Genomic DNA, 26314 nt, shown 5'->3' with positions numbered 1-26314 from the left:
GAGGTTCTGGCGTCAGACGAACGCCGGCGTCATTGCGCCGACGTTCCGCCATCGACCGGAACGAGGGCGCCCGTCATGAAACCGGCATCGTCGGAGGCGAGAAAAGCGATGACTTTCGCGATCTCGTCGACACGCGCAACGCGCCCCATGGGAATGGTTGCGGCAAGCTTTTCGAGCTTCCAGTCGCGGCCATCGCCTTCATAGGCGAGATCGAGCATCGGCGTGTCGGTGTCTGTCGGGCAGATCGCGTTGACCCGGATGCCGTCTGCGACGTGGTCCAGCGCCATGCAGCGGGTGAGCTGCGCCATCGCGGCCTTGGAGACGCAATAGGCAACGGCACCGCGAGCGCCCATCAGCGCCCAGTCGGACGCCACATTGACGATCGCACCCTTGTTCGCCCCACGCATCGGCGCAATCACCGCGCGCGACATGCGCATGGCCGAACCGAGATTGATATCCATGATGCGATCCCATTCGTCATCGCTGGTCTCGTCGACCCTGCCATTGATGAGCACACCTGCATTGTTGATCAGAACGTCGATGCGGCCGAAGTGCCGGAGACTTTGCTCCACGATGCGATCCGGCGCGGAGCGATCTGCCAGATCGGCCTCGATGAAGAGCGCACGCCGGCCGCTGGCCTCGATTTCCGCAGCCAGTGACGCACCCCGCGTGACGTTCCTGCCGACCAGCACGACGTCCGCTCCGCGCTGAGCGAGCTCCAGCGCAGTTCCGGAGCCAATGCCCGATGTTGCACCGGTGACGATACAGATTTTCCCATTTAACATGCCGGCTCTCCAAATTTGATCAAATAATTTTTACGATCTGCGATCGCATTTTTCAAGAGCGTGAGAAGGCCGCAGATCAAAAAAAAGCGCCGGTGCCGGCGCTCAAATTATCCGTTGATTCAAAGCCGCAAATCCTCAGCCGTCAGCGAAGTCGGCATTTTGCGTCAAAAAGGCGAGTCCCTCGGAAATGTCCTTATACATCAACACAGCCGCGACCTTTCCGTCACCGCGGGCAAGGGCTTCGACGATTTCCTCGTGGTAGTCGATTTCGAGAATGCCGGAGAGGTTGCCCCCGAAGCGCCCGCCGAATTGCCGCAGGAACGGCCCGACCTGCAGCCAGACGGTCTCGATCAGGAACAGCATGCTGTCGGATCCGGCAGCCCTGTAGATGCTGAACTTGAATTCGTAATTGTGCAGCAGATAGCCATCAATGTCCTGATCTTGCGCGGACTGGGTCAGAGCTGCCGCCTCTTTACGGATCGCCCGAAGGTCGGCCGGCTTGATGTGCCGCGCGGCGATCTCCGTCAGCGCAGGCTCACATATGATGCGGCTCTGCATGAGATCCGCAAATCTCTCTTTGGTCATCGGCGGAAGCACATGCGAGCCGTTCGGCAATTGCTCGAGCGCCCGCAGAGCCTGCAGCTTGGCAAGCGCCGCACGGACGGGCATGTCGCTCGTGCCGAGTTCCTTGGCAAGCTTGCGAGACGTGAGCTTCTGCCCCGGCTTGATTTGCCCGGCCATGAGGGCCTTGTTCAGCCGCTGGTAGACAATTTCGTGCAGCGGCGTGAGGTCGACCGTGCCAAGCCCGATAACTGCAGGTGATTTCACCTCTTGCTCCCGTCTCGATGCGTCTGGACTGAGCTTGTGGAAAGCCCTGATTGTGCGTCTGTATGGATGTCCTCCGATACCACCGAATGAGCGGGGAAGACAGAGGACATCCGTTGGCGGAATGTCAGGCCGCGTTGGGCCAGCCACTGATCGCCTTGACTTCGAGATATTCCTCGATGCCCCAGACGCCACCTTCGCGCCCGATACCCGACTGCCCGAAGCCGCCGAAAGGTGCTCCGTAAGGCAGATCCGTCCCGTTGAGACGCACCATGCCGGCTCGCAGCTTGCGGCTGACGCGGCGAGCCTTCTCCGCATCATCAGTCCAGAGATAGGCAGCCAGGCCGTAGACGCTGTCGTTGGCGATCTCGATCGCCTCTTCTTCGGTGTCGAAGGGCAGGATGGTCAGGACTGGCCCGAAGATCTCCTCGCGAGCAACCGTCATGCCGTTATGCACGTCGGCAAACACGGTCGGGCGAATGAAGTAACCGCTGTTGATCCCTTCCGGCAGATCGGCGCCACCGGCGACAAGCCGCGCACCTTCCTGAATTCCGGCCTCGATCAGACCGCGGATCCGGCCGAACTGGCCGGCATTGACGACCGGCCCCATTTCCGTGCGATCGATGGCCGGATCCCCGACACGAACCTCCTTTGCGACGCGCGCCGCTGCCGCGACCGCCTGCTCATACACTTTGCGCTGCACCAGCATGCGCGAAGGCGCATTGCAGGACTGTCCGGAATTGCGGAACATGTGACGGGCAGTCGCTTCCGCCGCCGCCTCGACATTGCAATCGTCGAAGATGATATCGGCGCCCTTGCCGCCAAGCTCAAGTCCCACCCGCTTGACGGTCTCGGCAGCAGCCTTGCTGACGGCGACGCCCGCGCGCGTGGAGCCGGTCAGCGAGATGACAGCCACGTCAGGATGGCTCGAAAGCCGTTCGCCGACGGCCACGCCGGTGCCGTGGACGAGATTGAAGACACCCGCCGGCACGCCGGCCTCATCCAGGACTTCGGCAAACAACGCAGCGGAAAGCGGTGCGAATTCGGAGGGTTTGAGCACCATGGTGCAACCCGCAGCCAGCGCCGCACCCACTTTGAGCGTCACCTGGTTCATCGGCCAGTTCCAGGGCGTGATGAGTGCCGCGACACCCTTTGCCTCAAGCACGATCTGGTTCGAGGTATCGCCAGGGAACAGCGGGCGCTCCCAGTGGATATCGTCCATTGCCCGAATGAAATCTTCGAGATGGCCAAGGCCCGAACCGGCCTGAGGACCGCGGGCAAGCCCCTTGGGCGCGCCCATTTCGATCATGATGGCATCGGCAATTTCGTCACTGCGCCGACGATAGACTTCCACGACACGCTGAAGCACGGCCTTGCGTTCCGCAGGCGCGGTGGCGCTCCAGCTGTCGAAAGCCCGGACAGCCGCCGCAACGGCAAGATCCACATCGGTCCGGTTTCCGAGCGCGAGCTTGCCGCAGGCCTCTCCATTGGCAGGATTGATGATATCCATCACATCGGCCGAATCCGGCCGAACCCAGGCGCCACCAATGTAAAACTGAAGGGTATTCATATGTCACTTCCCCGAATTAGAACGGCCAATGGCCGGCACTGCATCTGAAATTTCGGCGGCAAATGCCTGCCACGCATCGCTCGGCGAACGCTTCGCATCTCCGAAATGGCAGTATTGACGAAAGTTTCACGAACTTCTAGCCTATTTTGCGATCGCAAATCGCATAATGTGAAAAATTCGTGCTCTGAGGTGTTCATGACCACTCGTCTCGCTGTCATAGGTTGCGGCCTGATTGGTGAAAGCTGGGCGGCATTGGGTCTGGCGCGCGGCTGGGATGTCTCGGCATGGGATCCCGCCGAAAAAAGCCGCGCCTCGCTGCCAGAGCGCATCATCCGTCCCCTGACGCATCTCAACGAGTTGCATGGCTGGCCTATATCGACAGCGAAGCTGAGGGTAACCCAAACGCTGGAAGAGGCCGTCGAAGGTGCGATCCTGATCCAGGAAAACGCGCCTGAGCAGGTTCCACTCAAGCAGGCCCTCTATGCTGATATCGAAGCCGCAGCGGATGCACGGGCCATCATCGCATCCAGCACCTCCGCATTGACATGGTCATCCCTCAGCGGAACGCTGAAGGTGCCCGAGCGTTTCATCACGGCGCACCCCTTCAACCCGCCACATCTCATTCCCCTGGTGGAAATCTATGGCGTGGATGAAGACATCCTGTCCCGTGCAGAAGCGCTCTATCGTGAACTCGGCCGCAGTCCGGTGCGGCTGAAGAAAGAGGCCGTCGGGCATATCGCCAACCGGCTTGCCTCCGCGCTTTGGCGCGAAGCCGTGAACATCGTGGCGGAGGGCATTGCAGACGTTGCGGATATCGACACGGCGATGCGGGACGGCCCGGGCCTTCGCTGGTCCGTCACCGGTGCCCATATGGCCTACCATCTTGGCGGAGGTCCCGGTGGCATCCGTCATTACCTCGCCCATCTCGGTCCGAGCCAGGTAAAACGCTGGCAGTCGCTCGGCACGCCCGAACTGACGCCCGAGCTTTGCGAACGCCTGATCGACGGTATCGAACATCAGGCGGCCGGCCGGACAATTCCTGAGCTCGAAAACGAGCGGGATCGGCTGTTGATCCAGCTGCAGAAGGCGCGCCAGAGCGGAAGCAATGATCATGGCTGAAGAGACAAGAACGCGGATTGCTCTCATCCATGCGCTGACGGAATCGGTGCTTCCAGCGCATCAAGCCTTCCGTGCGCTTTGGCCCGAGGCATACTGCTTCGACCTGCTCGACACCTCCCTGTCTGGCGATCTCGCGGCCGGCCAAAGGCTTGAGGACGGCATTGCCGACCGCATCCGACACCTGGCGGACTATGCTGCAGCGTCTCAAGGGGAAGCGGGCGAGACCAGGGCTCTTCTCTTTACCTGCTCTGCCTTCGGACCGGCGATCGACGCGGTCAAGGAGCACATGCCGATCCCCGTGCTTCGTCCGAATGAAGCGGCGTTCGAACAGGCGCTTGCCCGCGGCGGCCGGATCGGCCTTGCCGTGACATTCGGCCCGTCATTCGCGTCGCTGAGGGACGAACTCCTCTCCATGGCGTCACAACGAGGCCAAGCGGTCGAAGTTATCCCCGTCCTGGTGGAAGGCGCCCTTGCGGCCCTTAAGGCCGGAAACGGCGACGAGCATGATCGCCTGGCAGCAGAGGCCTGCCGAAAACTGCCATCCGTCGATGCACTCGTCCTCGGGCAGTTTTCGCTCGCCCGCGCGGCAGATGCCGTGCGGCATTACATCGACGTACCGGTCCTGACGACGCCCTCAAGCGCCGTCCTGGCACTGAAGAGCCTGACCAAACCGACACCGGACCTTCGCAAACCTGGAACAACATCATGACTGATCAGCCGAACGACACCCTCCGCGACATGGACCGGGCTAGCCTCTTCCATCCCGTGACATCCATTCACGACCAGCAGACAAACGGCTCGCAGATCTACCAGTCGGCCTCCGGCGTGGAGTTGGTGTCGGCTGAAGGCAAGCGCCTGATCGACATGGGGGCGGGTCTCTGGTGCGTGAATGTCGGCTATGGGCGCACCGAACTGGCAGACGCTGCGGCAAAAGCCATGCGTGACCTGAGCTTCCAGCACCTCTTTGGCGGGGCAGCCTCGGAACCCTCGATCCGCCTTGCAGACCGTCTGCTGTCCCTGTTTCGTGAACGCGCCGGTGCTCCGCACATGGCCCGCGTCTTCTTTGGCACATCCGGCTCCGATGCAAACGATACCGCGTTCAAGCTGGTGCGCTACTACAACAATCTGCGTGGCAAACCTGCAAAGAAGAAGATCATCTCACGCATCGGCGGCTATCACGGCGTGACCCATGCCAGTGGCAGCCTCACTGGCATCGATGGCTATCACAAGGCATTCGACCTTCCTGTGGACGGCGTGCTGCACACCAGCTGTCCGCATTACTTCACGTTCGGCCTCCCGGGCGAAACCGAGGAAGGATACATGAACCGCCTGATCGCGGATTTGGAAGACATGATCGCAAGGCAAGGCGCCGATACGATCGCCGCCTTCATCGCCGAGCCTATCATGGGCACCGGCGGCGTCTTCCTGCCACCGACAGGCTACTTCGAACGTGTCCAGGCGGTTCTCGACCGCCACGACATTCTGCTGATCGTGGACGAGGTCATCACGGGCTTTGGTCGCCTTGGGGAATGGTTCGGCACCGGTGCCTACCGGCTTCGCCCCGACATCGTCTCGCTGGCCAAGGGGCTGACCAGCGCCTATTTCCCCATGTCGGCCTCGATCATCTCCGACAGGATCTGGTCTGTGCTGGCCGACAAATCGGCGGAAACCGGCGCCTTCATGCATGGCTTCACCTATTCCGGACATCCGGTCGGCGCGGCCGTGGCGCTTGCCAATCTCGATCTCATTGAAAGAGAAGGTCTGGTGGAAAATGCCGCAGCCGTCGGGCCGCACCTTCTGGACACCCTGAAACAGGCGCTGGCGGACCATCCCTTCGTCGGCGACATCAGAGGCCACGGCCTGATGGTCGGCATTGAGTTCATGGCCGACAAGGCAACCAAGCGACAGTTCCCCAAGGGGACCGCACCGCATCGAGTGGTCGCACGGCATGCAACGCAGCACGGCGTATTGACCCGCGCCCTGCCATTCCTGCCCGTGAACTCGTTCTCTCCGCCATTATCGATCACCAAAACGCAGATCGATATTGCCGTAGAACGCTATTCAGCCGCGGTAAAGGCCGCCGAAGCCGAGTTAATGTCCCTGGCAAGAGGTGCTGACTGACCTGCCACGGAAAATTTCCTGCAGAATGAGTGATTTCAGGAAGGTACGGTCAATCCGTGGTCGATTGCATTTACGGGCACCATCGCGAGGTAGAACTATCCTCTCTGCCAGCACGTTTTCTGTTTAGGTAAAGACGGCGGGCATAAACGCCGGAAGCTCCTCGGCGAACATGCGGAGGGTTTTGAAGGTGTGAGCGCTTGCATTCCGTTCCCATCGTTTTGGCGAGCCCGAGCCAGCGGGAATTTTCCGCGCCCACCTCATAAAGCTGCACGGATCTATCGACTGGCACCTGTCGCCCACGGGGGAAATATACCGTATCCGTGACGATGACCTATATCCCGACCGCACGGGCCGCGTCCTTATCTATCCCCAAGCTACCAAATACGTGGCGACACAAAGGGATCAAATGCGGCGGCTGTGGCACAACATGGAGCGTCTCTTGGCGCCATCCCGGCGCTGACCAGCAGCTTCACTTTGAAGTGCTCACGGAGCGCCCGCAACCTACCGGAGGGGCGGATTTTTTAAAAGCAACGCAAAAACCGCCCCTGGTGGACAGAGGCGGTGAAGGAGATTTTTGCGGTTAAGCGCCTGTTATATTGGTGTGACAAGCGAGTTATGTAGAAATTGGTTGCGGGGGCCTGATTGCACGGAGACTTGCCAAGTCCGCTGCCTTGAAGAAAACGAACCATCAGCAAATGGATCAGTCACGCTCGTTCCTCGTGCTGAGGATCGGCTGGCTTGAAAGCCACGTTACCGATGGCGCGCTCTCAGCAGCCCCCATGGCTCAAAGGTTTTCCTTGAGCAGAATTTCAATGCGGATCTTTTCCTGTGCGGCGAGCGGCTCGCGGGCATCTGCGCGGGCGCGCATGATGCGAATTGCGCTGCGGACCGCATGGCCCGGATCTTGGGCGATCACGGCATCGATGCGGTCGTCCCGAAGCGCCTGTTCGGTAAAGGGCGTCCGCTCGTGCACGACCACGGCGATGCCCCCGAGCTCGACGTTTCCGGCAGCAGCCAGGACCGGCACGCGAGCCTCTGAGCTCAGCACATAGATACCAGAGATGTCACGATTGCCGGCCAGCACGCGGGCCATGACCTGCCGGCTCCGGACCTCGTCGGCATGGGTTTCGATGGACGGCAGACAGGTCAGATGCGGAAAGGCACTGTTGATCACATGGTCAAAGCCAAGCCGGCGCTGGATGCTATCCAGCGACTGCATGGTCTCCGCGATCACCATGACCTTTCCAGGCTCAGGACCCGCCAGCATGCCCATCAGCTTGCCCGCGGTCGCACCCGCCGCAAAGTTGTCGATGCCGACGAAATCGGCCTCGGGCAGCTTTTCCTGACCGGACAGGAATTGAACGACCTTGATGTTGCGCTCCAGAAGCCGCGCCATGGCGTCGCGAACCTGAGGCGATTCAGGCGCCATGACAGCCACGCCGTCCACCGTCTCCTTGTCGAGGCTGGAAAGAAGCTTTGCCACCCCATGCGCATCGTCGATGCCAATCTGGCGATACGCGATCTCGGTAAGGTCGCCCTTGAGTGCACCCGTCAGCTCTTCAACATGACGGAGCAGTTCCTTGAGGTAGAGATCGCCGCTCGCCGGCAGCAGGAAGAGGAAGCGGTAGACCTTGTTGCGGGCAAGACTGACAGCAGCCGGATTTCGGATAAAGCCGATCCGCTCGATTGCGTCATTGACCAGCCGTGCGGCCTTCGGGCTCACATTCGGCCGGTCGTTCAAGACACGGTCGACGGTCGCAAGACTGACGCCTGCAGCCTCGGCCAGATCTTTCGCTGTTGGACGCATGAAGCCTTCCTGTTGATTTCCGCCGTCCAGAGCTTTCCTTCAAAACGGCTCCAAACGCAAGAATTGATGTGCGCACCTCAAAAATTGCTTGCGTTGAGGTGCGCACATCAATTAGCTTCCATCTCGGTTCGGGGGGAGATGCATTTACTGCAGCCCGTTCCGCTGGAGGAGGCCGGCCAGAGATCAGGTCCGGAGCCGGCATGTGGCCCGCAAGGGCGTTTCGCCATCCGTAGGAGACCGGACGGCGCTGGGAGGATGACATGATGAAATCGCTTTACATGAAAGGCCTGCTTGCTGCCGGAACGGTCGCCTGTTCGATGAGTTTCGGCACGGTGATGGCGCATGCCGACGAGAAGGAACTGACGCTCTGCTGGGCCGCATGGGACCCGGCAAACGCTCTCGTCGAACTCAGCAAGGGCTTTGAGGCGTCGTCCGGCATCAAGATGAAATTCGAGTTCGTCCCGTGGCCGAACTTCGCCGACCGCATGCTCAATGAACTCAACTCGGGCGGCAAACTCTGCGACCTGATGATCGGTGACAGCCAGTGGATCGGCGGCGCCGCCGAGAACGGCTGGTATGTGAAGCTCAACGAGTTCTTCGACAAGGAAGGCATCAAGATGGATGCCTTCGTACCGGCAACGGTCACGGGCTATTCCGAATGGCCGAAGAACACCCCGAACTACTGGTCGCTGCCGGCCTTCGGTGACGTTGTCGGCTGGACCTATCGCAAGGACTGGTTCGAACGCCCGGAAATCCAGACGGCCTTCAAGGAAAAGTACGGTCGCGACCTGACGCCGCCCGCAACTTTCGACGAACTGAAGCAGGTCGCCGAATTCTTCCAGGGCCGCGAGATCGACGGCAAGACCGTCTACGGCGCCTCGATCTATACTGAGCGCGGCTCGGAAGGCATCACGATGGGTGTGATGGACGTACTCTACAGCTATGGCTTCAAGTACGACAATCCGGAAAAGCCCTATGAAATGGAAGGCTTCGTCAATTCTGAAGGCGCCGTAAAGGGCCTCGAATTCTACAAGTCGCTCTACGACTGCTGCGTCGCTCCGGGCACGTCCAACACCTACATGGGCGAAGGCATCGACGCCTACAAGTCGGGTCAGGTAGCAATGCAGATGAACTTCGCCTTCACCTGGCCGGGGTTCGAGGCGGATCCGAATGTCGGCGGCGGAAAGACCGGCTACCTCGTCAATCCCGCAGGTCCGGGCGGCGAGAAGTTCGCCCAGCTCGGCGGCCAGGGCATTTCGGTCGTCGCCAACACCGACAACATGGACGGTGCACTCGCCTACATCAAATGGTTCGCCCAGAAGGATGTACAGGACAAGTGGTGGTCCATGGGCGGCTTCTCGTGCCTTAGCGCCGTGGTCGAAGACCCGAACTTCGCCAAGAGCCAGCCCTATGCACAGACCTTCCTCGACAGCATGGCAATCGTGAAGGACTTCTGGGCAGAGCCGTCCTATGCCTCGCTCCTCCAGGCATCGCAGAAGCGGTTCCACGACTATGTCGTGGCTGGCAACGGCACAGCCAAAGAAGCGCTGGACGGGTTGATTGCCGACTGGACGGAAACCTTCGAGGACGAAGGTAAGCTCTGACAGAAATAGAGTTTGGCTCCCGGACCAGTTGTCCGGAAGGCCGTCCCTCAATCTCTCCCCCGGCGATCCGGGGGAGACCTCCCAAAGCCAGCGTTGCCGCCGGCATCAACCTTTGACACCACACGCCGGCACAACCCGAACTTTGCCTCGTTGCCTCAAGGGACAAGGTACAGTGCGCGGCCGCCCTTTGGAAACGCCACACGGATCCGGACGATGACCGATACCCCCGCAGACCGCCTCGCCCGCGCTACGCCAAAACCGGTCGCAAAACGCATCCGGGGACTGAGCGACAGGGCCATTGCCTGGATCTTCGTGGCACCCACGATCTTCCTGCTTCTGTCGGTCAACATATTTCCGCTGATCTGGACCATCCGTCTGTCCTTCACGAACTTCGCCGCGAACAAGCCCAATGCAGAAGTGAAATGGGTCGGATTGCGCAACTACACGCGCATCCTGACGGACGCCGACACCTGGGCGAATATGCAGACGACTGCCCATTTCCTCATCTGGACGATCTTCTTCCAGGTGCTGATCGGCTTCACCCTGGCATGGCTGATCAACCGCAAGTTCAAGGGCAACGACCTCGTGACGACACTGATCGTCATCCCGATGATGCTTTCGCCCGCTGTGGTCGGCAACTTCTGGACCTTCCTCTACCAGCCGCAGATCGGCCTCGTGAACTACGCCGTCGAATTCCTGACCGGCATTCCGGCCGACAGTTTCTCGATGCTTGGTCCGGGCGGCTGGGCGCGCTGGGCGATCGTCATCGTCGACACCTGGATGTGGACGCCCTTCGTCATGCTGATCTGCCTGGCCGGCCTGCGCTCCATACCCGACTATATCTATGAAGCAGCCGAGGTCGACCGCGCATCGAAGTGGCGACAGTTCTGGACGATCACCCTGCCGATGGCACTGCCGTTCCTGATGCTGGCGGTCCTGTTTCGCGGCATCGAGAACTTCCGGATGTTCGACCTCGTGGTCCTTCTCACCGGTGGCGGGCCGGGGGACGAAACGCTGCTCGCCTCGATCGATCTGAAGCGCGAAGCCTTCGAGAAATGGCGAACTGGCTATTCCAGCGCCTATGCCATTGTCCTGTTCGTCACGGTATTCGGCCTCGCCTCCATCTACGTGAAGGCCCTGAACAAGGTGAAAGAACGATGAGTGCTCATTCCGTCACCGAACCGTCGCCCGCCTCCAAGTGGATTGCCGGCATCCTGGTCGGACTTTACGCGGTGATCACGCTGATCCCGCTGCTCTGGATCATTTCGACAAGCTTCAAGTCAGGCCCGGATTCGATCAGCTATCCGCCGAAGGTTGTCTTCCAGCCGACACTCGAAGGCTACGTAAACCTCTTCACCACGCAGTCCCGCCCCTCGGCGGAGGACCTGGCCAAGCTGCCGGCACCCACCACCTGGTATGACAAGATCACCCGGGAAAGGGGTATGATCATTTCGGGGCCGTCGCGCTTCGGACAGCGGTTCCTGAATTCGGTCATCATCGGCTTCGGCTCGACATTCCTGTCGATTTTCCTCGGAACGCTCGCCGCCTATGCCTTTAGCCGCTTCAAGGTGCCGCTCAAGGATGACCTCCTGTTCTTCATCCTCTCGACCCGGATGATGCCACCGATCGCAGTCGCAATCCCGATCTATCTGATGTTCCGCCAGCTCGGACTTTCGGACACGCACCTCGGCATGATCCTGCTTTATACGGCGGTCAACCTGTCGCTGTCGGTCTGGCTGCTGAAGGGGTTCATCGATGAAATCCCCCGCGAGTACGAGGAGGCGGCACTGATCGACGGCTACACCCGCTTCCAGGCCTTCTACAAGGTCGTGCTGCCGCAGGCGGCAACAGGCATCGCCTCGACCGCGATCTTCTGCCTGATCTTCGCCTGGAACGAATATGCCTTCGCCGTTCTCCTGACGAGTGGCAACGCCCAGACGGCGCCCCCCTTCATCCCGACCATCCTGTCTGTCGGTGGCGGTATCGACTGGCCGGCGGTTGCGGCGGCAGCGACACTGTTCCTCATGCCCGTGGTCGTCTTCACCGTGCTGCTGCGCAAGCATCTGCTCCGCGGCATCACCTTCGGAGCGGTGCGCAAATGATGAACTTTCTTGTCCGCCTAGGCCGGTTCCGCCGGTCCGAATGGGAAATGCTCGCCTCGGCGCTGATCGCGCTCGGCGTGGTCATGCTGATGCAGCCGCTTTCGCTGACGCTCTTTACCTTCTCCTTTCCGGTGACGCTGATTGGAACCGTCATGTTCATCGTCGTCAGTCATTTTCCGGAGTAAGTCATGGCCCAGATTCGCGTTGAAAACCTGCGCAAGGACTTCGGAGCCTTCAATGCGGTGAAGTCGTCCACCTTCACCGTCGAGGATGGCGAGTTCTTCATGCTGCTCGGCCCGTCCGGTTGCGGCAAGACGACGACGCTGCGGATGATGGCCGGCCTTGAACTGCCGACCAGTGGCGAGATCTATATCGGCGGCGAAGAGGTCGGCATGAAGCGCGCAAGCGAGCGCGACATCGCCTTCGTCTTTCAGATGTTCGCGCTGTATCCCCACATGAACGTGCGCAAGAACATCTCCTACCCCCTGGTCAGCCAAGGCATATCGCGCTCCGAAGTCGATCGCCGCGTGGCCGAAGTCGTCCGCATCCTGCAGATTGAATCTATCCTCGACAAACCGGTCGGCGGTCTCTCGGGCGGCGACCGCCAGCGCGTCGCACTCGGCCGTGCGATCGTGCGCCAGCCGAAAGCCTTCTTCATGGACGAGCCCCTCGGCGCGCTCGACGCGGAGTTCCGCGAGCATATGGCAGAGGAGCTGCGCGCCCTGCATGACCGCATGGGGGCGACAACCGTCTACGTCACCCACGACCAGCTGGAAGCCATGCAGATGGGCGACAAGATCGTCGTCATGAACCATGGCGTCATCGAGCAGTTCGGCAAGCCCCAGCAGATCTATGACTGGCCGGCAACCAAGTTCGTGGCGAAGTTCATCGGCTCGCCGCCGATGTCCTTTCTCGAGTTCGAAGGGACGATCGACGAAGGGGGCAACGCGGTTATGATCGGTGGATCTCGCATCGAGGTTCCCACATCCCGCGAAGGTCGCAAGGGGGCGCTCACGCTCGGCGTCAGGCCGGAACATGTCCGCCTCTCGGACGCAGCCGGTCTTCGCGGACGGGTGGCCGCCGTCGAATATCTCGGCACCACGCAGATCGTCACGATCGAGACTGCCTACGGAGAGATCAAGGCGAGAACGGCGTCGAGCGATGCCATCCGAACGGACGCTTCCGTCGGGCTCGAATTCGATCGCCGCTCCCTCACCCTGTTTGATGCGAAAAGCGGGAGGGCGCTGGTGTCCGAAGCGAATGAAGGAGTGCTGAGCCGTGGCTGAAGTCGTCCTTTCCAGCATCAGCAAGTCGTTTGGCGCCACTGACGCGCTCGACGACGTGACGATGACCATACCGGACGGGTCCTTCGTCGTGCTCCTCGGCCCGACCGGAGCCGGGAAGACCACGCTGCTGCGCCTGGTGTCCGGCCTCGATACGCAGGACGGCGGCGACATCAGCATTGGCGGAGAACCCATGGCGGGGCTGACGCCCGCGCAACGCAATGTCGCGATGGTTTTTCAGCAGTATTCCCTCTACCCGCACATGACGGTGCGGCAGAATCTCGAATTTCCGCTGAAGTCGCCCCTGCTGCGCACGCCGCAGGCGGAGATCGACCAGAAGGTGAAGGCGATCGCCGAGATGCTGCAGATCGCCCACAAGCTCGACAACAGGGCAACCGCCCTTTCAGGCGGCGAGATGCAGCGTGTCTCGATCGGCCGGGCCCTGGTCCGCAATCCGCAGATCTATCTCATGGATGAGCCGCTGAGCTCGCTCGACGCGAAACTCCGCGCCGATCTTCGGGTAGAACTGAAGAACATCCAGGCACGGTCCGGCGCCACCTTCCTCTACGTGACGCATGATCAGATCGAGGCGATGACCATGGCAACCCATGTCGGCGTACTCAAGGAAGGACGCCTGGTGCAGTTCGGATCGCCGCGCGAGATCTACGAAGCCCCTGTTAGCATCTATGCCGCGACGCGACTTGGCCAGCCGCGCATCAACGTGCTGCCCGCAAACCTCTTCCCCGGAGCACCGGCGAGGGCCCAAACGATCGGGCTCCGGCCAGAGCATATTCGTGAGGGAGAAGGCCAGGAAGCGAAGGTGATCCGGGTCGAGCATCTCGGCGATCAGACGCGCCTTCATCTCACGCTTGGGGAACACCCGATCATCACCGTCACCGATGCCCATACCGCCCTGAAGGGCGGCGACATCATCAAAATCCAGCCGCACCAGCCGATCTATTTCGATGCGGCCGGAATGCGTCTCGTCTAAGGGAGGGTCTCATGTCTCAATTCCTCAACAGCAGGGAAAATGCCGTCACCGAGGCGATCGACGGTGTGCTCATGGCTTCGGCAGGAGCCTTGAGCCGTCTCGACGGCTATCCGCATATCCGCGTCGTGGTGCGATCCGACTGGGACAAATCGAAAGTGGCGATCGTCTCGGGCGGCGGTTCCGGCCATGAGCCGGCCCATGCCGGCTTCGTCGGGCGTGGCATGCTGACGGCGGCCGTCTGTGGTGATGTCTTCGCCTCGCCGAGTGTCGATGCGATCCTGGCGGCAATCCTCGCAGTCACCGGCCCGCTCGGCTGTCTGCTGATCGTCAAGAACTATACCGGCGACCGGCTGAACTTCGGCCTCGCAGCCGAGCGCGCCCGCGCCTTCGGGCTCAATGTCGGCATGGTGATCGTGGACGATGACATCGCCCTGCCCGATCTGCCGCAATCGCGCGGTGTCGCAGGCACGCTCTTCGTGCACAAGATCGCCGGTGCCATGGCAGAAAACGGCGCGAGCCTCGATGCCGTCATCGACACGGCCCGGCGGGTGATCGCCAACACCCGCTCGATCGGTATTTCACTCGACACCTGCACGGTGCCGGGTTCACCGAAGGAAGTCCGCATTCCAAAAGGACGTGCAGAACTCGGTCTTGGGATCCATGGCGAGGCCGGTGTCGAGCAGATCGATTATGACGGCGTCCGCGGCGCGGTGGCCGCTATGGCGGAAAGGCTCGCTGCTGGCATGGAAGAGAAGCCGCATGTGGTGCTTCTGAACAATCTCGGAGGCACGTCCGTCCTTGAAATGGCCGTTGTCGTCAACGAACTCGTACAGTCGCCGATCGGCGCGCGCATCTCGCATATCGTCGGACCGGCATCGATGATGACCTCGCTCGACATGCATGGCTTTTCGCTCTCCGTCATGCCGGCGGAAAAGGCCGATCTCGACTTGCTGGCCAAGCCCGTCGACCTTGCGGCATGGCCGGGCGTGACGGCCATCCGGCCCGTCAACATCATCGCCCTGCCCGACGGACTGACCCCAATCGCGCCGCTGGCCTCGCAGCACCTGCCGACCCGCCAGTTCCTCGCCGAATGCTGCAAGCTTCTGATGGATGCCGAAAAGGACCTCAACGCCCTCGATGCCAAATCCGGCGACGGCGATACCGGCTCGACCCTTTCAAGCGCCGCACGCGCCCTGATCGAGGCCCTCGATCGGCTGCCGCTTGCCGATCACACGCAGTTGCTGCGCGCCATGGGCCAGGAACTCAGCCAGACGATGGGCGGTTCTTCCGGCGTCTTGCTCGCGATCTTCTTTGCCGCGGCAGGCGATGGGGCCTCGAGTGGGCTTGGCATGCGCGACGCGCTGAAAGCTGGTCTTGCCCGCATGCAGGAAATCGGCGGCGCAGAACTCGGCGACCGCACGATGATCGATGCGCTCTCCCCCGCACTGGACGCCTATGACAAGGGTTTTGCAGCAGCCGCCAGTGCGGCCCGCGCCGGAGCCAACCTGACCGCAACCTATGTCAACGCCCGGGCCGGCCGAGCGGCTTACATCAACGCCCGGCAGATCGAAGGTCACATCGATCCCGGCGCAGAGGCCGTCGCACGTCTTTTCGAGTTTCTAGCCCTTCGACATAGCAGATCACAGGGCAAGACCACAGAGTGACAGCATGACACTGAAACTGGCTCCGAGCGTGCCATCCGACATTCTGCCGCCAGTGTGTGCACCCGTGTTAATCGCCCATTCCGCAATCATGTCCTCAGTTCGAATGGATAAAACAGGCGAATGTTCAAAAGGATCACGAGTCACCCACGCGGCCAGACAAATTCGACGGCCGCGCTATGACGACTTGCGCCGGCGGGTTCCCACAGCCTTGACTGCTCGCGCCGCCCGTAAGCTTTCGCTGCATCATCTGGAGAGCGCCATGGCAACCGTTCATGCTATTCGAGGTAGTTTCAGCCGTGAATGTCAGAGCTTTCGCAATGGCTGCGAGGCCGAAGTCATCTCAATGCCCTATCAGTTTTACCTAAAAAATCACAATCTTCATCGAGTTTTGCCGCCGTAAACGCAAAGAGCGGCCCCATTTATTGGAGGCGGTTGAAGGATTTGTTTTGGAATTGTTGGTTGCGGGGGCCTGATTGTACAGAGACTTGAATAAAGACCCCGTGAAAGGCGCTAAAACTAGCCCTGTGTGCGGTAAGCATAATTATGGAACAGTTTTCACCATCGATCTGCGGCCTCCACTCGAGCCCCTGGGAACAATTCGACAAGGAGTTCCACCTGGTCAATATCCTTCAGAAGGCATGCTGTCGTCGAAAGCGCGTCTGCGACCGCCGCCGTGGGCGCAGAGATCGACAAAGCGCGCCATATAGCCGGTGCTGGTGTTCCGCTCGCTGGATCAAGAATGTGGCCTTGCCGCCCTGCAGCGTCGAATGTCGTACCAAGTGGCGACGAAGTAGCGAGAGCACGTTGCCGCAAACCGACAGACCCGCTAGCTTCGAGCCGGACCGGCCACTCGCCCCCCTCTGGACTGCCGCCAAGAGCACGAAATTCTCCTGTATCGATGAGGATGTCCGTCAGTCCCTCGGCCTCCAGTAACGCTGCCACTCGGTCGGCGACATAGCCCTGGCCGATGCCGTTCAGCGTCAGCGCCATGCCCGGCCGTAGCGCGATTTTTGCCGTATCCAGCTCGACCTTATGCCAGCCGACCAAGGCTTTCGCCGCCGCAATCGCCTCAGGGTCCGGCCGCCCGCCACGCACGGCAGCTTCAGCCCAGAGCGTCCAGAGCGGCTGCACGGTCGGATCGAACCGCCCGCCGCTCGCATGGTTCACGGCGCTGGCCAGCGACAGGCATTCCAGCAACTCGAAGGGCGGCTCGGCAAGATGGCTCTGCCGGTTGAGCCGCGACAGCGCGCTATCGGCGCGATAAAGGCTGAGGATATCCTCCAGCCGATCGATTTCGGCCATCACGCGGGCGGCAATCGCTTCACTATCTGGATGGTCGATTCGGATCGAGGCACGCGCGCCAAGCGCCTGCCCGGTCCAGTGTTTCGAGGTCTGCGGGGCGGCCCGCGCCACGGCCGGCAGAAGAGCCAAGGCGGCAGAAATCGTGATCAAACGGCGGCGGGTTATCGGCATGGCTCAGCCTCCAGCTTTGTTGTGCAGGGCGCGCAGGCGGTTCTCAAAATCGATATCGCCGCTCTCCGCGTTCGGATCGGACCTGACTTGGATCGGGGTCAGCACCATGTCGTCGGTGATCTCCGCAAAGGCCAGCACCCGGCCCCCCTCGGCACGTGCAAATACCTCTGCCTTCTCGCGGCTTGAAAACGGCACCGTCTCCGGCGCGCCCATGCCGCCTTGCCGCGTTGAGCCGACGACGTAGACGGCCTTGTCGACGGCGATCCAATTGCCGTCACCGGGATGATCCCAGGTTGCGCCCGGAGCTCCCATGTCGTTGACATAGACGGCGACGATGGGCGCCATCTGCTCTGGTCCCCGCATATAGGCGATCACGTCGCGCACCTGGCTGAAGAACAGGGGCGCAGGCATGCCCTCGAGGAACACCTGCCCTTTGGGGCCAGGATGTTCCAGCAGGTTCATCTGGCAGTAATGACCGAGCGTTTCGGCCGTCATGTCCTGCGGCGTCGTATCCTGCACAGTTTTTTGCTGGCAACTGGCCAACAGCGCCAGCCCGAGGATGAAGAGGATCGGGCGAAGCAACGCTTTCAACGGTGCTTTCAATGGATCTCTCATGGCGTGACCTTTCGAAACGCGGCGAGTGCAAGCGCGATGGCGAGCAAGGGCCAGGCAAACAGCGAGGTGGCCGATTGCCAGAGCGGGATTGCACCAGCCGCGCCGCCTATACCGCCGGCAGCGGCCACCGCCTCGCCTGCCGAGAGATTGAAGACACGGAAGGCGTCGGCGGGATTGGCCAGCAGAGCGACGGGCAGGGCCTGCGTGGTGAAGGCGCCGCCGCCATCCGTCACGATCAGCGCCAGAAGCGCCAGGTCGTAAAGCACGACCGCAACCAGCCAGAGCGCGATGGCAAGACCGGCAGCGCCGGAGGGACGGCGCGCCAGCGCTGACAGTGCATAACCCGCACCCAGGAAGGTCACGCCCAAGAGAACAGAGGACCAGATCAGCCTCCATAGCGAGCCGATACCCTGGATCGCGCCCGGATCGGACCAGATCGCAACCACCAGCGCTGCGCCGTAACCGAGCGTGACGGCGAGTGCCAGGATTGCCAGATGCGCGAGAAGCTTGCCGAGCAGGATCTCCAGGCGGGAGACCGGATAGGTGAGAAGCAGAGGCAGCGTGCCGCGCTCCACCTCGCCCGCCACGGCATCGAAACTCATCAACAGCGCCAGAAGCGGCACGAGATAGACGGCCAGCGACGTCAGCGAGGCGACCGTGACCGACAGCCGATCAACGCCAACATCGCCTGTCGGCGCAGAACCGGCGGCGGCCAGAACCAGGGCAAACAGCACCATCATGCCGGTGGCGATCAGCACCCAGCGATTGCGAAACGAAATGCGGAATTCGGTGATCCCGGTGGCGAGGATGCGGCTCATTGCCCGTCCCTCCGGCTGAAATGGCTGTAGATATCCTCGAGGCTCGGCGGGATCACGTCGAAGTCGGCGACGTCTGCGCCACGCGCCGTGATCCGGGCGAGCAGCGGCAGCTTCTGCGCCTGCGCGCAGGAGATGTGCAGCAGCCCGTCGGCGCCGACAACGGCCTCCGGAAAGGCGGCCGCGAGCGGTGCCGCATGGGCTGCCGCCGGGCGAACGAGGAGCATGATCGGCAGGGCGGCCCGAGCGCGCAGATCGGCAAGCGTGCCCTCGGCTACCAATTGTCCGCCGGACAGGATCAGGATGCTGTCGGTGCGCGCCTCGACCTCGGTCAGGACATGCGAGGACAACAGGATCGTGGTGCCGTCTGCCGAAAGACCGTCGAGCAGGTCGTAGAAATCCCGGCGGGAGACCGGATCGAGGCCGGACGTCGGCTCGTCGAGCACCAGAAGACGGGGGCGACCGATCAAGGTCTGGGCGAGGCCGACCCGCTGGCGCATACCCTTGGAATAGGTTCCAATCCGACGCCGCGCCGCGTGGGCGAGCCCGACACGGGCCAGAAGCTCCGGCGCGTTGCGCGGATTTTCACCGCGCAGCGAAAGATAATGGCGGATCTGTTCCTCGCCGGTCAGCGCCGGATGGAAGGCGACATTTTCCGGCAGATAGGCCACCTGCATGCGCGCGGCAGCCGAGCCCGGCGCCTCGCCGCAGACCGTGACGTCACCGCTGTCGAACGGGATCAGCCCCAGAATGATCTTCATCATCGTCGACTTGCCGGCGCCGTTATGCCCCAGCAACGCGGCGCGCTTTCCCGGCTGTAAGGACAGCGAGACCTGGTTCAGCGCCTCGACGGAGTGGAAGCGCTTAGTGAGCCGAGAGATTGTCAGCGTCGGTGTCATCGTAATGTCCTTCGGCCCAGCGGCCGGCGGCCTGGGTTTCGTAACCAAGGATTTCGGGCGGAACGGCAATGGTCAGGGGCCGCATCAACGGCGCACTGTCGCGCACGCCGCCCGGGAGCGTGGCGGGGAAGTCCCGCTGGCTCCAGCGGACGAGTTGGACGGCTGGCGAGCCGATCAACAGGCTTGCGGCGGGCTGGGACCAGAGGATCTGGTCCATCACGTCATTGGGACGATAAAAGCTGTCGGCAACGCCGTCGCCATTCAGATCGAAGGCCGGATGGTCGGACCAGAAATTGCCCCTGCCCTCATGGCTCCACTCCATGTTGCGGGTGCCGACATATTTAACCTGTTCGCGATTGGCGATGAAGGCATTGCCGGTCAGCACGTTTTTCTCAGAGCCAGCGGTGAAGTGAATGCCGATATCGCACCCCTCGAAACGGTTGTTCCAGATCAGGTTCTTGTGGGCGTTGTAAATGAAGAAGCACTTCTTCGTGCCGCCGCGCACCAGATTGCCGGTGACGTCGGCATTGTTGGCATAGTTCAGCATCAGCCCGTGCTCGCGGTCGCCGAGGCTGAAATTGTTCAGGATCCTCGCCTGGTTCGAGAACATGATGGCGAAGCCGAGATGGTTGCCGATCGAGATATTGTCGGAAACCTCGGTGTTGCGCGTATACATGAAATGCACGGCAAACCTGAGGTCGCGCATGAGATTGCCGCGATAGATGCTGTTCGAGCTGGCATTGGAGAAGATACCGTCGCGGCCGAAGCGGATGACATTGTTCTCCAGCAAGGTGTCGGGACTGTTCCAGACATAGATGCCATTGCCGCGCTCGTTCATGCGGGGGCTATCGAGGCCGATGATCTCGTTGCGGGCCACCACCGCATCACGGCCACCATGCACGTCGATGCCATGCAGATTACCAGTCACGAGCAGGTCTTCGACCTGGGAGCGATCTGCGCCCTTGTCAATCTTCACGCCAGCATCGAGGTTCTGGTTGATGCGTCCGGAGCCGGTGACCGTAAAGCCCTTGAGGGCGACGTCAGAGGCGGTGATGGTGATCACGCTACCGGAGCCCCGGCCATCGACGACAGCGCCGCGCGGGCCGGTGACGACAAGCGCCCGATCGACAACGACAGGTCCCAGATAGGCCCCGTCGGTCAGCATCAGCACATCGCCGGGTGCTGCCTCGGCGATGGCGGCGGCAAGGCTGCCCGTTCCCGGCGCGACCCTGTGCTCCGCCGCCGCCAGCGGCGAGGCGAGAACAAGGCTGAACAGGAGGACGGGCAGCCACATGGATCAGGCGCCCTTCCGTTCGACGAACATGCGTCCGCGCATTTCCATGTGCAGGGCATGGCAGAACCACTGGCAATAATACCAGTAGACGCCCGGATTGGCCGCGACGAAGGTGACAGAACTCGTCTGCTGCGGTCCGATCTCCATCGCCACACCATGATTGCCCATGGTGAAGCCATGCGTCAGATCGTCGATCTCGTCGAGATTGGTGACGATGACGGTGACTTCGTCGCCTTCCTTGACCGTGAAGCTCTCCTGGCTGAAAGCCGGAGCGACGGAGGTCAGATAGACGCGGACCTTGTTGCCGTCGCGGATCACCGCATCCGTCCATTCATCGATATTGACGCCATCGGCTTCGGCCTGCTTACGCGTCTCTGCCCAGAGCGGATCCTTGCGATCCCAGGTCGAGCGAATGTTCGGCAGGATCGACGGAGCAACCGCGATCGCGTCATGCGGCTCGGCAAAATTCGGGCCGTCATGCACGAGCTTCATCTTGTCGCCGGAGATGTCGATCAGCTGGTCGTTTTCCGGCTTCAGCGGGCCGACATTGAGGAAACGGTCCTTGGAGAACTTGCACAGGCAGACCAGCCAGTCGCTCGAAGCATCCAGCGTTTCGCCCATGACCGTCTTCAGGTGGCCCGGCTGATACTGGACGTCGATCTTGTCCTTGATCGGATTGATCTTCTCGCCAGCATAGGCCTTGATGGCGTCCTCGATGTTCCACTTGGCAACCTGGCTGTCGAGGAAGAGCGAGGTATAGGCATTGCCGCGGCCGTCGAAGGCGGTGTGCAACGGGCCGAGGCCAAGTTCCGGTTCGGCAACGACGGCACTGCGCGGTTCGGCGTTGTCGTAAAACAGGGCATCGAACTTGGTCACGTCAAGCACGGTGACGGTCGGCGAAAGCTTGCCGCCAATGCACAAGTGCTTCTTGTCCGGGGCCATGTTGCAGCCATGCGGATTGTTGGCGATCGGGATGTAGCGGGTGAACAGTGACTTGGCTTCCTTGCGACCGTCGAGCACCTTGACGCCATTGACCTCCTCGAATTGCCCGGCGGCGATCGCCTTTTCGATTTCGGCGAGGTTGAAGATGACGACATGGTCCATTTCAGACTTGGTCATCTCTTCGAGGGTCATCCCCATTTCGGAGTTGTAGCTGGTGGAGAAGGCCCATTTGCCTTCGTAGTCGGCGTCGCAATTGTCGAGATTGCCCGACACCTTGACCTGCCAGGCGACATCCCACTTTTCGGCATCGACGGCCGTGAAGATGTTCACATAGGTGGAGACATCCGTCATCGTCGAGCCATCATTGACGAGCGGCGCTTCGTCTTCGCCGTTGCAGAAGACGTAGTTGGTCTTCGGCCATTTCTGCGGACGCATGCCATGGATGCCCTTGGCATTCGGGATTTCCAGAATGGCATCGGTCTTCATGACGTCGCAGCGAACGCGGGCGACGCGGGTGTTGGCCTTGTCGTTCATGAACAGGAAGCGGCCGTCATATTTGCCCTCGGTGAAGGACATGTGGACGTGGTGAAGATCGCCATTGTCATGGATCTTCTTGCCGTTGGCGGCGAGCTGCTTCTTGGTCTTCTCGGACATCGTCCGCTGATGGATGCGGATCGATTCGTTGGTCTGGCCCCAGCCGGTGGCCGAGCAACGGTTGAACACCGGAACGCGCATCAGCTCGCGCATCGAGGGAATGCCAAGAATGCGCATTTCACCGGTCTGGCCGGAGGACCAGAAGCCGTAATAGTCATCGAGTTTGCCGGGCGCGACAGAGCCGTCGCCTTCCGCGGCCGCGAGCGCCGGTGTCGCCATGACGGCGGCTCCGAGGCCCAGTGCGCCGGCTCCCATGCTTCCGGCCAAAACGGCACTGCCGGCCGTGGCGCTGAACAGCTCTCGCCGGCTCAGGCCCTTGGTTTCTTTGGTTTTCATCGTCGATGTCCTCCTTCGGTTAGATTTGGCTTCAGTTAGACTTTGGCTGCGGATTGGTTGATCGGTGCCCCGCCCGGGCTTGCCGCTAGCTTTGCCCGCGACTTCATCTTCTTGATCACCACGGGGCAGACGGTTTCGGACTGGTAGAGCACCTGGCAGTGGAGGCAGTTGATGCACTCGTTCGGATTGATTTCGCCGGTCTTGTGGATGGCCTGCACCGGACACTGATTGGAGCAGGTCTGGCAGGGATTTCCGCATTCGTGGTAGCGCTTCAGCCAGTCAAACATGCGCATGCGGGCCGGGATCGCGAGTGCGGCACCCAGCGGGCAGAGATAGCGGCAGTAGAAACGCTCGACGAACAGGCCGGCAACGAGAAGGGCGCCGGCATAGGCCACGAACGGCCACGCACGGATGAACTTCAGGATGATCGCCGTCTTGAAGGGTTCGATCTCGGCCAGGTGCTCGGCCTGCTCCACACTCATCAGCGAGACGCCGAACAGACCGAGGAAGATCATGTACTTGAGCGGCCACAGGCGCTCATGCAGTCCCCAGGGTAGGGTCCATTGCGGGATATGCAGCTTGCGGGCGATCTGGTTGGTCAGTTCCTGCAGCGCGCCGAAGGGACAAAGCCAGCCGCAATAGGCGCCGCGCCCCCAGAACAGAAGTGCCGCCGCCACCGAGAACCAGAGGATGAAGGTCAGTGGATCGAGCAGGAAAGCCTGCCAACTGAAACCGGTGACGAGACTACCGAACAGGGCCATCAGGTTGACCACGGAGAGCTGGGCATTGGCATACCAGCCGAGGAAAACCAGTGTCACCGTCAGGAACAGGATCCGGAAGATGTAGAAGGCGCGGGCGTTTCTGACGGCATAGGTCTGGAAGAAGAAGACCGCCGTCAGCACGAAGAGCATGGCACCGAGCACCGTGATCTCCAGCGTCTTGTCGCGCCAGATACGCTTCCAAAGATCCGCCTGGGCGGAGCCCTCGTCCTGCTCGGCAACGGCCTTGACCTCGACGGGAGGGGCGACGACGGCCTTCAGATACGTCTGCGGCAGCTGATAGCCAAGCTCGAAGGTATGAAAAACCTTCTCGATCGGCCCGACCTCGCGATGCGCCAGAAGCTGGATACGGAACGGCTTGCTCGGATCGAAGCCGACATTCGCAGGAATGCGAAAGAGGTCCATCTCAGAGAATTCGGGCGCTCCAGGCAGTGCGATCCCGCCCAGGCGGCGATGATCGCGGTCGCGAAAGCGCACCGAAACGTCATCCTGGATCAGCACGATGCGATCGAAGATGCCGCCGCGCACATAGCCGGAGCCTTTGAACGAGTAGAGCCCCCTGCCAACGATGGCGATGGCGCTTTCGCCCTCCTTCAACCAGCTCTTTAGATTGGCCTCCTCGGCCGGGCCAAGGAGAGCCTTGCCGATGGCAGGCACCGAGACCAGCGCCGCATGCATGTCGATGAAGGTGGTTTCAGGCGGCTCCGTCAGGGCACGCTCGCGGGCACGCACATCGGCATGTTCGGCGAATGCGGCATTGACCTGCGCCACGTCCAGCGACAGCCGGCGGATCGTCCCGTCTCCCTCCGCCTCGGTCCAATCGACCGGCGCAGACGCATCGACATTGACCGTGAAGCGTGGGCCGGCCTGGTCGCTCTCCGGCGTCAGGCCACCAAGCCCGAGCGCCCGCGCCACCTTCAGGCCGGAGCGCACGATCGAATCGTCGATCACCATCACGGTGACCGTCGCACCGGAGATGATATCCACATCGTGGGACGTACCGCCGGATTTCGCCTCGGCGGCGAGGTCCAGTCCTGCATAGCCCGACACCAGCGCCTTGACCTTGGCTTCGGGAATACCGATCAGGACGATCGGCTCGGAATGCTTCACCAGCTGCACGCCGATAATCTTGGCGTCGAGACCAACGGCCACCAGGGTGTGGATGGGTTTGCCGGAATAGCCGGTCGTGCCGACGAAATCCGAGGTGAGGAAGATCCAGCCCACAGTCTCGCCGCCCTTCAGTACGGGCGCGACCGGCAGATCTGCGCGGATGGGACCGAAGCCGTCTGCCCCCGGCACCAGATCGGAGACCTTGGCCGCCGGCAGATACTTTTGCAGCACCGATGCCGCGCTAGCCGAGTAAGCGAGGCAGAGAGAGGCACAGAGCAAAAGAACCAGACGGAAGAGTTTCATTCCAGATTTCCCGCAAATCGTTGCAGGAGCATTGGCGTCTTCCGGGTTCAGGATCGTTGCGCCAGATCAAGCATCGAAGCAATTCTTGAATGATTGCAGGCGACTGGAAGGCGGCATATCAGTTGGGTGATCCGAGAGCCGCCGACGGTTGCCGACGGCCCGCAGACTGCGGGTCAACCTCTCGATTTCCCCGGCAAACAATGACATTGCACGCCTCGGCGACCGGCAGATCCGGGTCTCATCTCGCGTTTTTACAGTCGGTGGCGGTGGCATATGAAGAATGAGAGCAGCGCGAAGCCGGAACAACTGGACCGCCCTGCCCTCGGCATCATGCTGCGCATACTCTCCGGCGCACTCTTTGCGGCGATGGCTGTTTTCGTCAAAGCGGTTTCTGCAGATGTGCCCGTGGGCCAGATCGTATTCTTCCGGTCGGCATTCGCGCTCGCACCCCTCGTCTGCTTCCTCTGGATACGAGGGGAGTTTCCAGGCGGACTGGCGACAAGGCGTCCACTCGATCACCTGTTGCGATCGGCACTCGGCGCGGCAGCCATGTTTGCGTCCTTCGCCTCGATTGCCCGCCTGCCACTCGCGGAGGCAACCCTCCTAGGTTATCTCTCTCCCGTTTTCACGGCAATTGCGGGCGTCCTCATCCTTTCGGAACGGGCAACGGTCTGGCGGATCGCGGGGGTCATCTTGGGCACTCTCGGCATAGTGGCACTCGTCTGGCCGGAACTTGGTCAAGCAACGGTCGATGATACACGTCTAGCCGGCTTCGGCTTCGGTCTTCCGATGGGGCTGCTCACGGCATTCGCTCTGATTATGGTGCGCAGCCTCAGCCGAACGGAAAGTACAGGCGCCATCGCATTTTATTTCGTCGTAGCATCCATGATCGGCGGCATCGCGACGCTCCCATTCGGCTGGGCAGCGCCGAGCCTATCCCAATTGCTGTGTCTCGTCGGCGCCGGCATTTTCGGAGGCTTTGCACACATCTGCATGACGCTGGCCTTCCGCTACACGGAAGCCTCGCGCCTCGCCCCGTTCGAATATCTGGCGATCCTGTGGCCGATCTTGGCCGATCTCGTCCTGTTCGGTCAGCCGCTGACGCATCCCTTTCTCCTCGCCCTGCCGCTCGTCCTATCGGGGGCCGCCGTTGCGGCACTCGAAGCAAAGCGGCGGGCCTCGCCCTCAAAGAGCAAGGCCCCATGAGCTTGCAGACACATTGT

23 protein-coding genes are annotated in these 26314 nt (G+C 61.5%); 12 read left to right on the top strand and 11 right to left on the bottom strand.

The window, feature by feature from the left end; genetic code table 11:
* Positions 1 to 29: 29 nt before the first annotated feature.
* From DFO46_RS00470 to DFO46_RS00460, 3 genes are all read right to left on the bottom strand, one after another.
* Positions 30 to 785: an SDR family NAD(P)-dependent oxidoreductase gene (locus DFO46_RS00470; RefSeq protein WP_120275950.1), complete on the bottom strand. Its 756-nt coding sequence runs from the start codon at positions 783 to 785 to the stop codon at positions 30 to 32.
* A 135-nt stretch (positions 786 to 920) separates the two neighbouring features.
* Positions 921 to 1613 carry a GntR family transcriptional regulator gene (locus DFO46_RS00465; RefSeq protein ID WP_245422484.1) on the bottom strand — a complete coding sequence of 231 codons (693 nt, stop codon included), beginning with the start codon at positions 1611 to 1613 and terminating at the stop codon, positions 921 to 923.
* A 124-nt stretch (positions 1614 to 1737) separates the two neighbouring features.
* Positions 1738 to 3180 carry an aldehyde dehydrogenase family protein gene (locus tag DFO46_RS00460; protein ID WP_120275949.1) on the bottom strand — a complete coding sequence of 481 codons (1443 nt, stop codon included), beginning with the start codon at positions 3178 to 3180 and terminating at the stop codon, positions 1738 to 1740.
* Positions 3181 to 3375: 195 nt separating this feature from the next.
* Between DFO46_RS00460 and DFO46_RS00455 the strand changes: the two genes are divergently transcribed.
* From DFO46_RS00455 to DFO46_RS00445, 3 genes are read left to right on the top strand one after another with little or no spacing between them, the layout of a single operon-like run.
* Positions 3376 to 4299, top strand: a complete 924-nt coding sequence (locus tag DFO46_RS00455) for a 3-hydroxyacyl-CoA dehydrogenase NAD-binding domain-containing protein (RefSeq protein WP_120275948.1) — start codon at positions 3376 to 3378, stop codon at positions 4297 to 4299.
* On the top strand, positions 4292 to 5008 hold the full coding sequence (locus DFO46_RS00450; protein ID WP_120275947.1) for an aspartate/glutamate racemase family protein: 717 nt from the start codon (positions 4292 to 4294) through the stop codon (positions 5006 to 5008). The genes DFO46_RS00455 and DFO46_RS00450 overlap by 8 nt, the downstream gene beginning before the upstream one ends.
* Complete coding sequence (locus DFO46_RS00445) at positions 5005 to 6420, top strand: aminotransferase (RefSeq protein WP_210210615.1); 1416 nt, start codon at positions 5005 to 5007, stop codon at positions 6418 to 6420. The genes DFO46_RS00450 and DFO46_RS00445 overlap by 4 nt, the downstream gene beginning before the upstream one ends.
* A 784-nt stretch (positions 6421 to 7204) precedes the next feature.
* Here DFO46_RS00445 and DFO46_RS00440 read toward each other — a convergent pair.
* The gene (locus tag DFO46_RS00440) at positions 7205 to 8227 is read right to left on the bottom strand and encodes a LacI family DNA-binding transcriptional regulator (protein ID WP_120275946.1); all 1023 of its coding nucleotides are present in this window, start codon (positions 8225 to 8227) and stop codon (positions 7205 to 7207) included.
* A gap of 317 nt (positions 8228 to 8544) precedes the next feature.
* Between DFO46_RS00440 and DFO46_RS00435 the strand changes: the two genes are divergently transcribed.
* The 8 genes from DFO46_RS00435 to DFO46_RS23720 all read left to right on the top strand — a co-directional run bounded on the left by DFO46_RS00435 (position 8545) and on the right by DFO46_RS23720 (position 16271).
* Entirely contained in the window at positions 8545 to 9831 is a 1287-nt protein-coding gene (locus tag DFO46_RS00435; protein ID WP_245422588.1) for an extracellular solute-binding protein, read from the top strand.
* A gap of 213 nt (positions 9832 to 10044) precedes the next feature.
* Positions 10045 to 10992 carry a sugar ABC transporter permease gene (locus DFO46_RS00430; protein ID WP_120275944.1) on the top strand — a complete coding sequence of 316 codons (948 nt, stop codon included), beginning with the start codon at positions 10045 to 10047 and terminating at the stop codon, positions 10990 to 10992.
* Positions 10989 to 11933 carry a carbohydrate ABC transporter permease gene (locus tag DFO46_RS00425; protein ID WP_120275943.1) on the top strand — a complete coding sequence of 315 codons (945 nt, stop codon included), beginning with the start codon at positions 10989 to 10991 and terminating at the stop codon, positions 11931 to 11933. Before DFO46_RS00430 ends, DFO46_RS00425 begins: the two co-directional genes overlap by 4 nt.
* On the top strand, positions 11930 to 12118 hold the full coding sequence (locus DFO46_RS00420) for a hypothetical protein (RefSeq protein ID WP_120275942.1): 189 nt from the start codon (positions 11930 to 11932) through the stop codon (positions 12116 to 12118). Before DFO46_RS00425 ends, DFO46_RS00420 begins: the two co-directional genes overlap by 4 nt.
* Before the next feature lie 3 nt (positions 12119 to 12121).
* Positions 12122 to 13219 (top strand): ABC transporter ATP-binding protein, encoded by a 1098-nt coding sequence (locus DFO46_RS00415; RefSeq protein ID WP_120275941.1) that lies wholly within the window; start codon positions 12122 to 12124, stop codon positions 13217 to 13219.
* A complete protein-coding gene (locus tag DFO46_RS00410; RefSeq protein ID WP_120275940.1) occupies positions 13212 to 14207 on the top strand; it encodes an ABC transporter ATP-binding protein in 996 nt (331 codons plus the stop codon). The genes DFO46_RS00415 and DFO46_RS00410 overlap by 8 nt, the downstream gene beginning before the upstream one ends.
* Positions 14208 to 14218: 11 nt before the next feature.
* Entirely contained in the window at positions 14219 to 15871 is a 1653-nt protein-coding gene (locus tag DFO46_RS00405; protein WP_120275939.1) for a dihydroxyacetone kinase subunit DhaK, read from the top strand.
* A gap of 4 nt (positions 15872 to 15875) precedes the next feature.
* Entirely contained in the window at positions 15876 to 16271 is a 396-nt protein-coding gene (locus DFO46_RS23720) for a hypothetical protein (RefSeq protein WP_147412724.1), read from the top strand.
* 155 nt (positions 16272 to 16426) lie between these two features.
* Here DFO46_RS23720 and DFO46_RS00400 read toward each other — a convergent pair whose 3' ends face one another.
* Genes DFO46_RS00400 through DFO46_RS00370 form a run of 7 tightly spaced genes read right to left on the bottom strand, consistent with a single transcriptional unit; the run spans position 16427 to position 25091 of the window.
* Positions 16427 to 17344, bottom strand: coding sequence for an FAD:protein FMN transferase (locus tag DFO46_RS00400; RefSeq protein WP_120275938.1), 918 nt, complete (start codon positions 17342 to 17344; stop codon positions 16427 to 16429).
* 3 nt (positions 17345 to 17347) lie between these two features.
* Positions 17348 to 17947, bottom strand: coding sequence for a nitrous oxide reductase accessory protein NosL (locus DFO46_RS00395; protein ID WP_205908171.1), 600 nt, complete (start codon positions 17945 to 17947; stop codon positions 17348 to 17350).
* A gap of 8 nt (positions 17948 to 17955) precedes the next feature.
* The gene (locus DFO46_RS00390; protein ID WP_120275937.1) at positions 17956 to 18777 is read right to left on the bottom strand and encodes an ABC transporter permease subunit; all 822 of its coding nucleotides are present in this window, start codon (positions 18775 to 18777) and stop codon (positions 17956 to 17958) included.
* Positions 18774 to 19673, bottom strand: a complete 900-nt coding sequence (locus DFO46_RS00385) for an ABC transporter ATP-binding protein (RefSeq protein WP_120275936.1) — start codon at positions 19671 to 19673, stop codon at positions 18774 to 18776. The genes DFO46_RS00390 and DFO46_RS00385 overlap by 4 nt, the downstream gene beginning before the upstream one ends.
* A complete protein-coding gene (locus DFO46_RS00380; protein WP_120275935.1) occupies positions 19639 to 20967 on the bottom strand; it encodes a nitrous oxide reductase family maturation protein NosD in 1329 nt (442 codons plus the stop codon). The genes DFO46_RS00385 and DFO46_RS00380 overlap by 35 nt, the downstream gene beginning before the upstream one ends.
* Positions 20968 to 20970: 3 nt before the next feature.
* Complete coding sequence (nosZ, locus tag DFO46_RS00375; protein WP_120275934.1) at positions 20971 to 22899, bottom strand: TAT-dependent nitrous-oxide reductase; 1929 nt, start codon at positions 22897 to 22899, stop codon at positions 20971 to 20973.
* A gap of 35 nt (positions 22900 to 22934) precedes the next feature.
* Entirely contained in the window at positions 22935 to 25091 is a 2157-nt protein-coding gene (locus DFO46_RS00370) for a NosR/NirI family protein (RefSeq protein WP_120275933.1), read from the bottom strand.
* 273 nt (positions 25092 to 25364) lie between these two features.
* Between DFO46_RS00370 and DFO46_RS00365 the strand changes: the two genes are divergently transcribed.
* Complete coding sequence (locus tag DFO46_RS00365) at positions 25365 to 26297, top strand: DMT family transporter (protein ID WP_120275932.1); 933 nt, start codon at positions 25365 to 25367, stop codon at positions 26295 to 26297.
* Positions 26298 to 26314 lie beyond the last annotated feature (17 nt).

The sequence above is a fragment of the Rhizobium sp. AG855 genome, assembly GCF_003610655.1.
Taxonomy (GTDB): Bacteria; Pseudomonadota; Alphaproteobacteria; order Rhizobiales; family Rhizobiaceae; genus Allorhizobium; species Allorhizobium wuzhouense.
The sequence above is the reverse complement of the archived record's forward strand: the minus strand, read 5'-3'. Positions and strand labels throughout refer to the sequence as shown.

Coding starts and splice junctions, on each gene's coding strand:
- nosZ (WP_120275934.1), bottom strand. CDS start 22,899: ATGAAAACCAAAGAAACCAAGGGCCTGAGCCGGCGAGAGCTGTTCAGC.
- DFO46_RS00400 (WP_120275938.1), bottom strand. CDS start 17,344: ATGCCGATAACCCGCCGCCGTTTGATCACGATTTCTGCCGCCTTGGCT.
- DFO46_RS00440 (WP_120275946.1), bottom strand. CDS start 8,227: ATGCGTCCAACAGCGAAAGATCTGGCCGAGGCTGCAGGCGTCAGTCTT.
- DFO46_RS00445 (WP_210210615.1), top strand. CDS start 5,005: ATGACTGATCAGCCGAACGACACCCTCCGCGACATGGACCGGGCTAGC.
- DFO46_RS00370 (WP_120275933.1), bottom strand. CDS start 25,091: ATGAAACTCTTCCGTCTGGTTCTTTTGCTCTGTGCCTCTCTCTGCCTC.
- DFO46_RS23720 (WP_147412724.1), top strand. CDS start 15,876: ATGACACTGAAACTGGCTCCGAGCGTGCCATCCGACATTCTGCCGCCA.
- DFO46_RS00405 (WP_120275939.1), top strand. CDS start 14,219: ATGTCTCAATTCCTCAACAGCAGGGAAAATGCCGTCACCGAGGCGATC.
- DFO46_RS00390 (WP_120275937.1), bottom strand. CDS start 18,777: ATGAGCCGCATCCTCGCCACCGGGATCACCGAATTCCGCATTTCGTTT.
- DFO46_RS00455 (WP_120275948.1), top strand. CDS start 3,376: ATGACCACTCGTCTCGCTGTCATAGGTTGCGGCCTGATTGGTGAAAGC.
- DFO46_RS00415 (WP_120275941.1), top strand. CDS start 12,122: ATGGCCCAGATTCGCGTTGAAAACCTGCGCAAGGACTTCGGAGCCTTC.
- DFO46_RS00425 (WP_120275943.1), top strand. CDS start 10,989: ATGAGTGCTCATTCCGTCACCGAACCGTCGCCCGCCTCCAAGTGGATT.
- DFO46_RS00430 (WP_120275944.1), top strand. CDS start 10,045: ATGACCGATACCCCCGCAGACCGCCTCGCCCGCGCTACGCCAAAACCG.
- DFO46_RS00460 (WP_120275949.1), bottom strand. CDS start 3,180: ATGAATACCCTTCAGTTTTACATTGGTGGCGCCTGGGTTCGGCCGGAT.
- DFO46_RS00450 (WP_120275947.1), top strand. CDS start 4,292: ATGGCTGAAGAGACAAGAACGCGGATTGCTCTCATCCATGCGCTGACG.
- DFO46_RS00365 (WP_120275932.1), top strand. CDS start 25,365: ATGAAGAATGAGAGCAGCGCGAAGCCGGAACAACTGGACCGCCCTGCC.
- DFO46_RS00385 (WP_120275936.1), bottom strand. CDS start 19,673: ATGACACCGACGCTGACAATCTCTCGGCTCACTAAGCGCTTCCACTCC.
- DFO46_RS00470 (WP_120275950.1), bottom strand. CDS start 785: ATGTTAAATGGGAAAATCTGTATCGTCACCGGTGCAACATCGGGCATT.
- DFO46_RS00380 (WP_120275935.1), bottom strand. CDS start 20,967: ATGTGGCTGCCCGTCCTCCTGTTCAGCCTTGTTCTCGCCTCGCCGCTG.
- DFO46_RS00435 (WP_245422588.1), top strand. CDS start 8,545: ATGAGTTTCGGCACGGTGATGGCGCATGCCGACGAGAAGGAACTGACG.
- DFO46_RS00420 (WP_120275942.1), top strand. CDS start 11,930: ATGATGAACTTTCTTGTCCGCCTAGGCCGGTTCCGCCGGTCCGAATGG.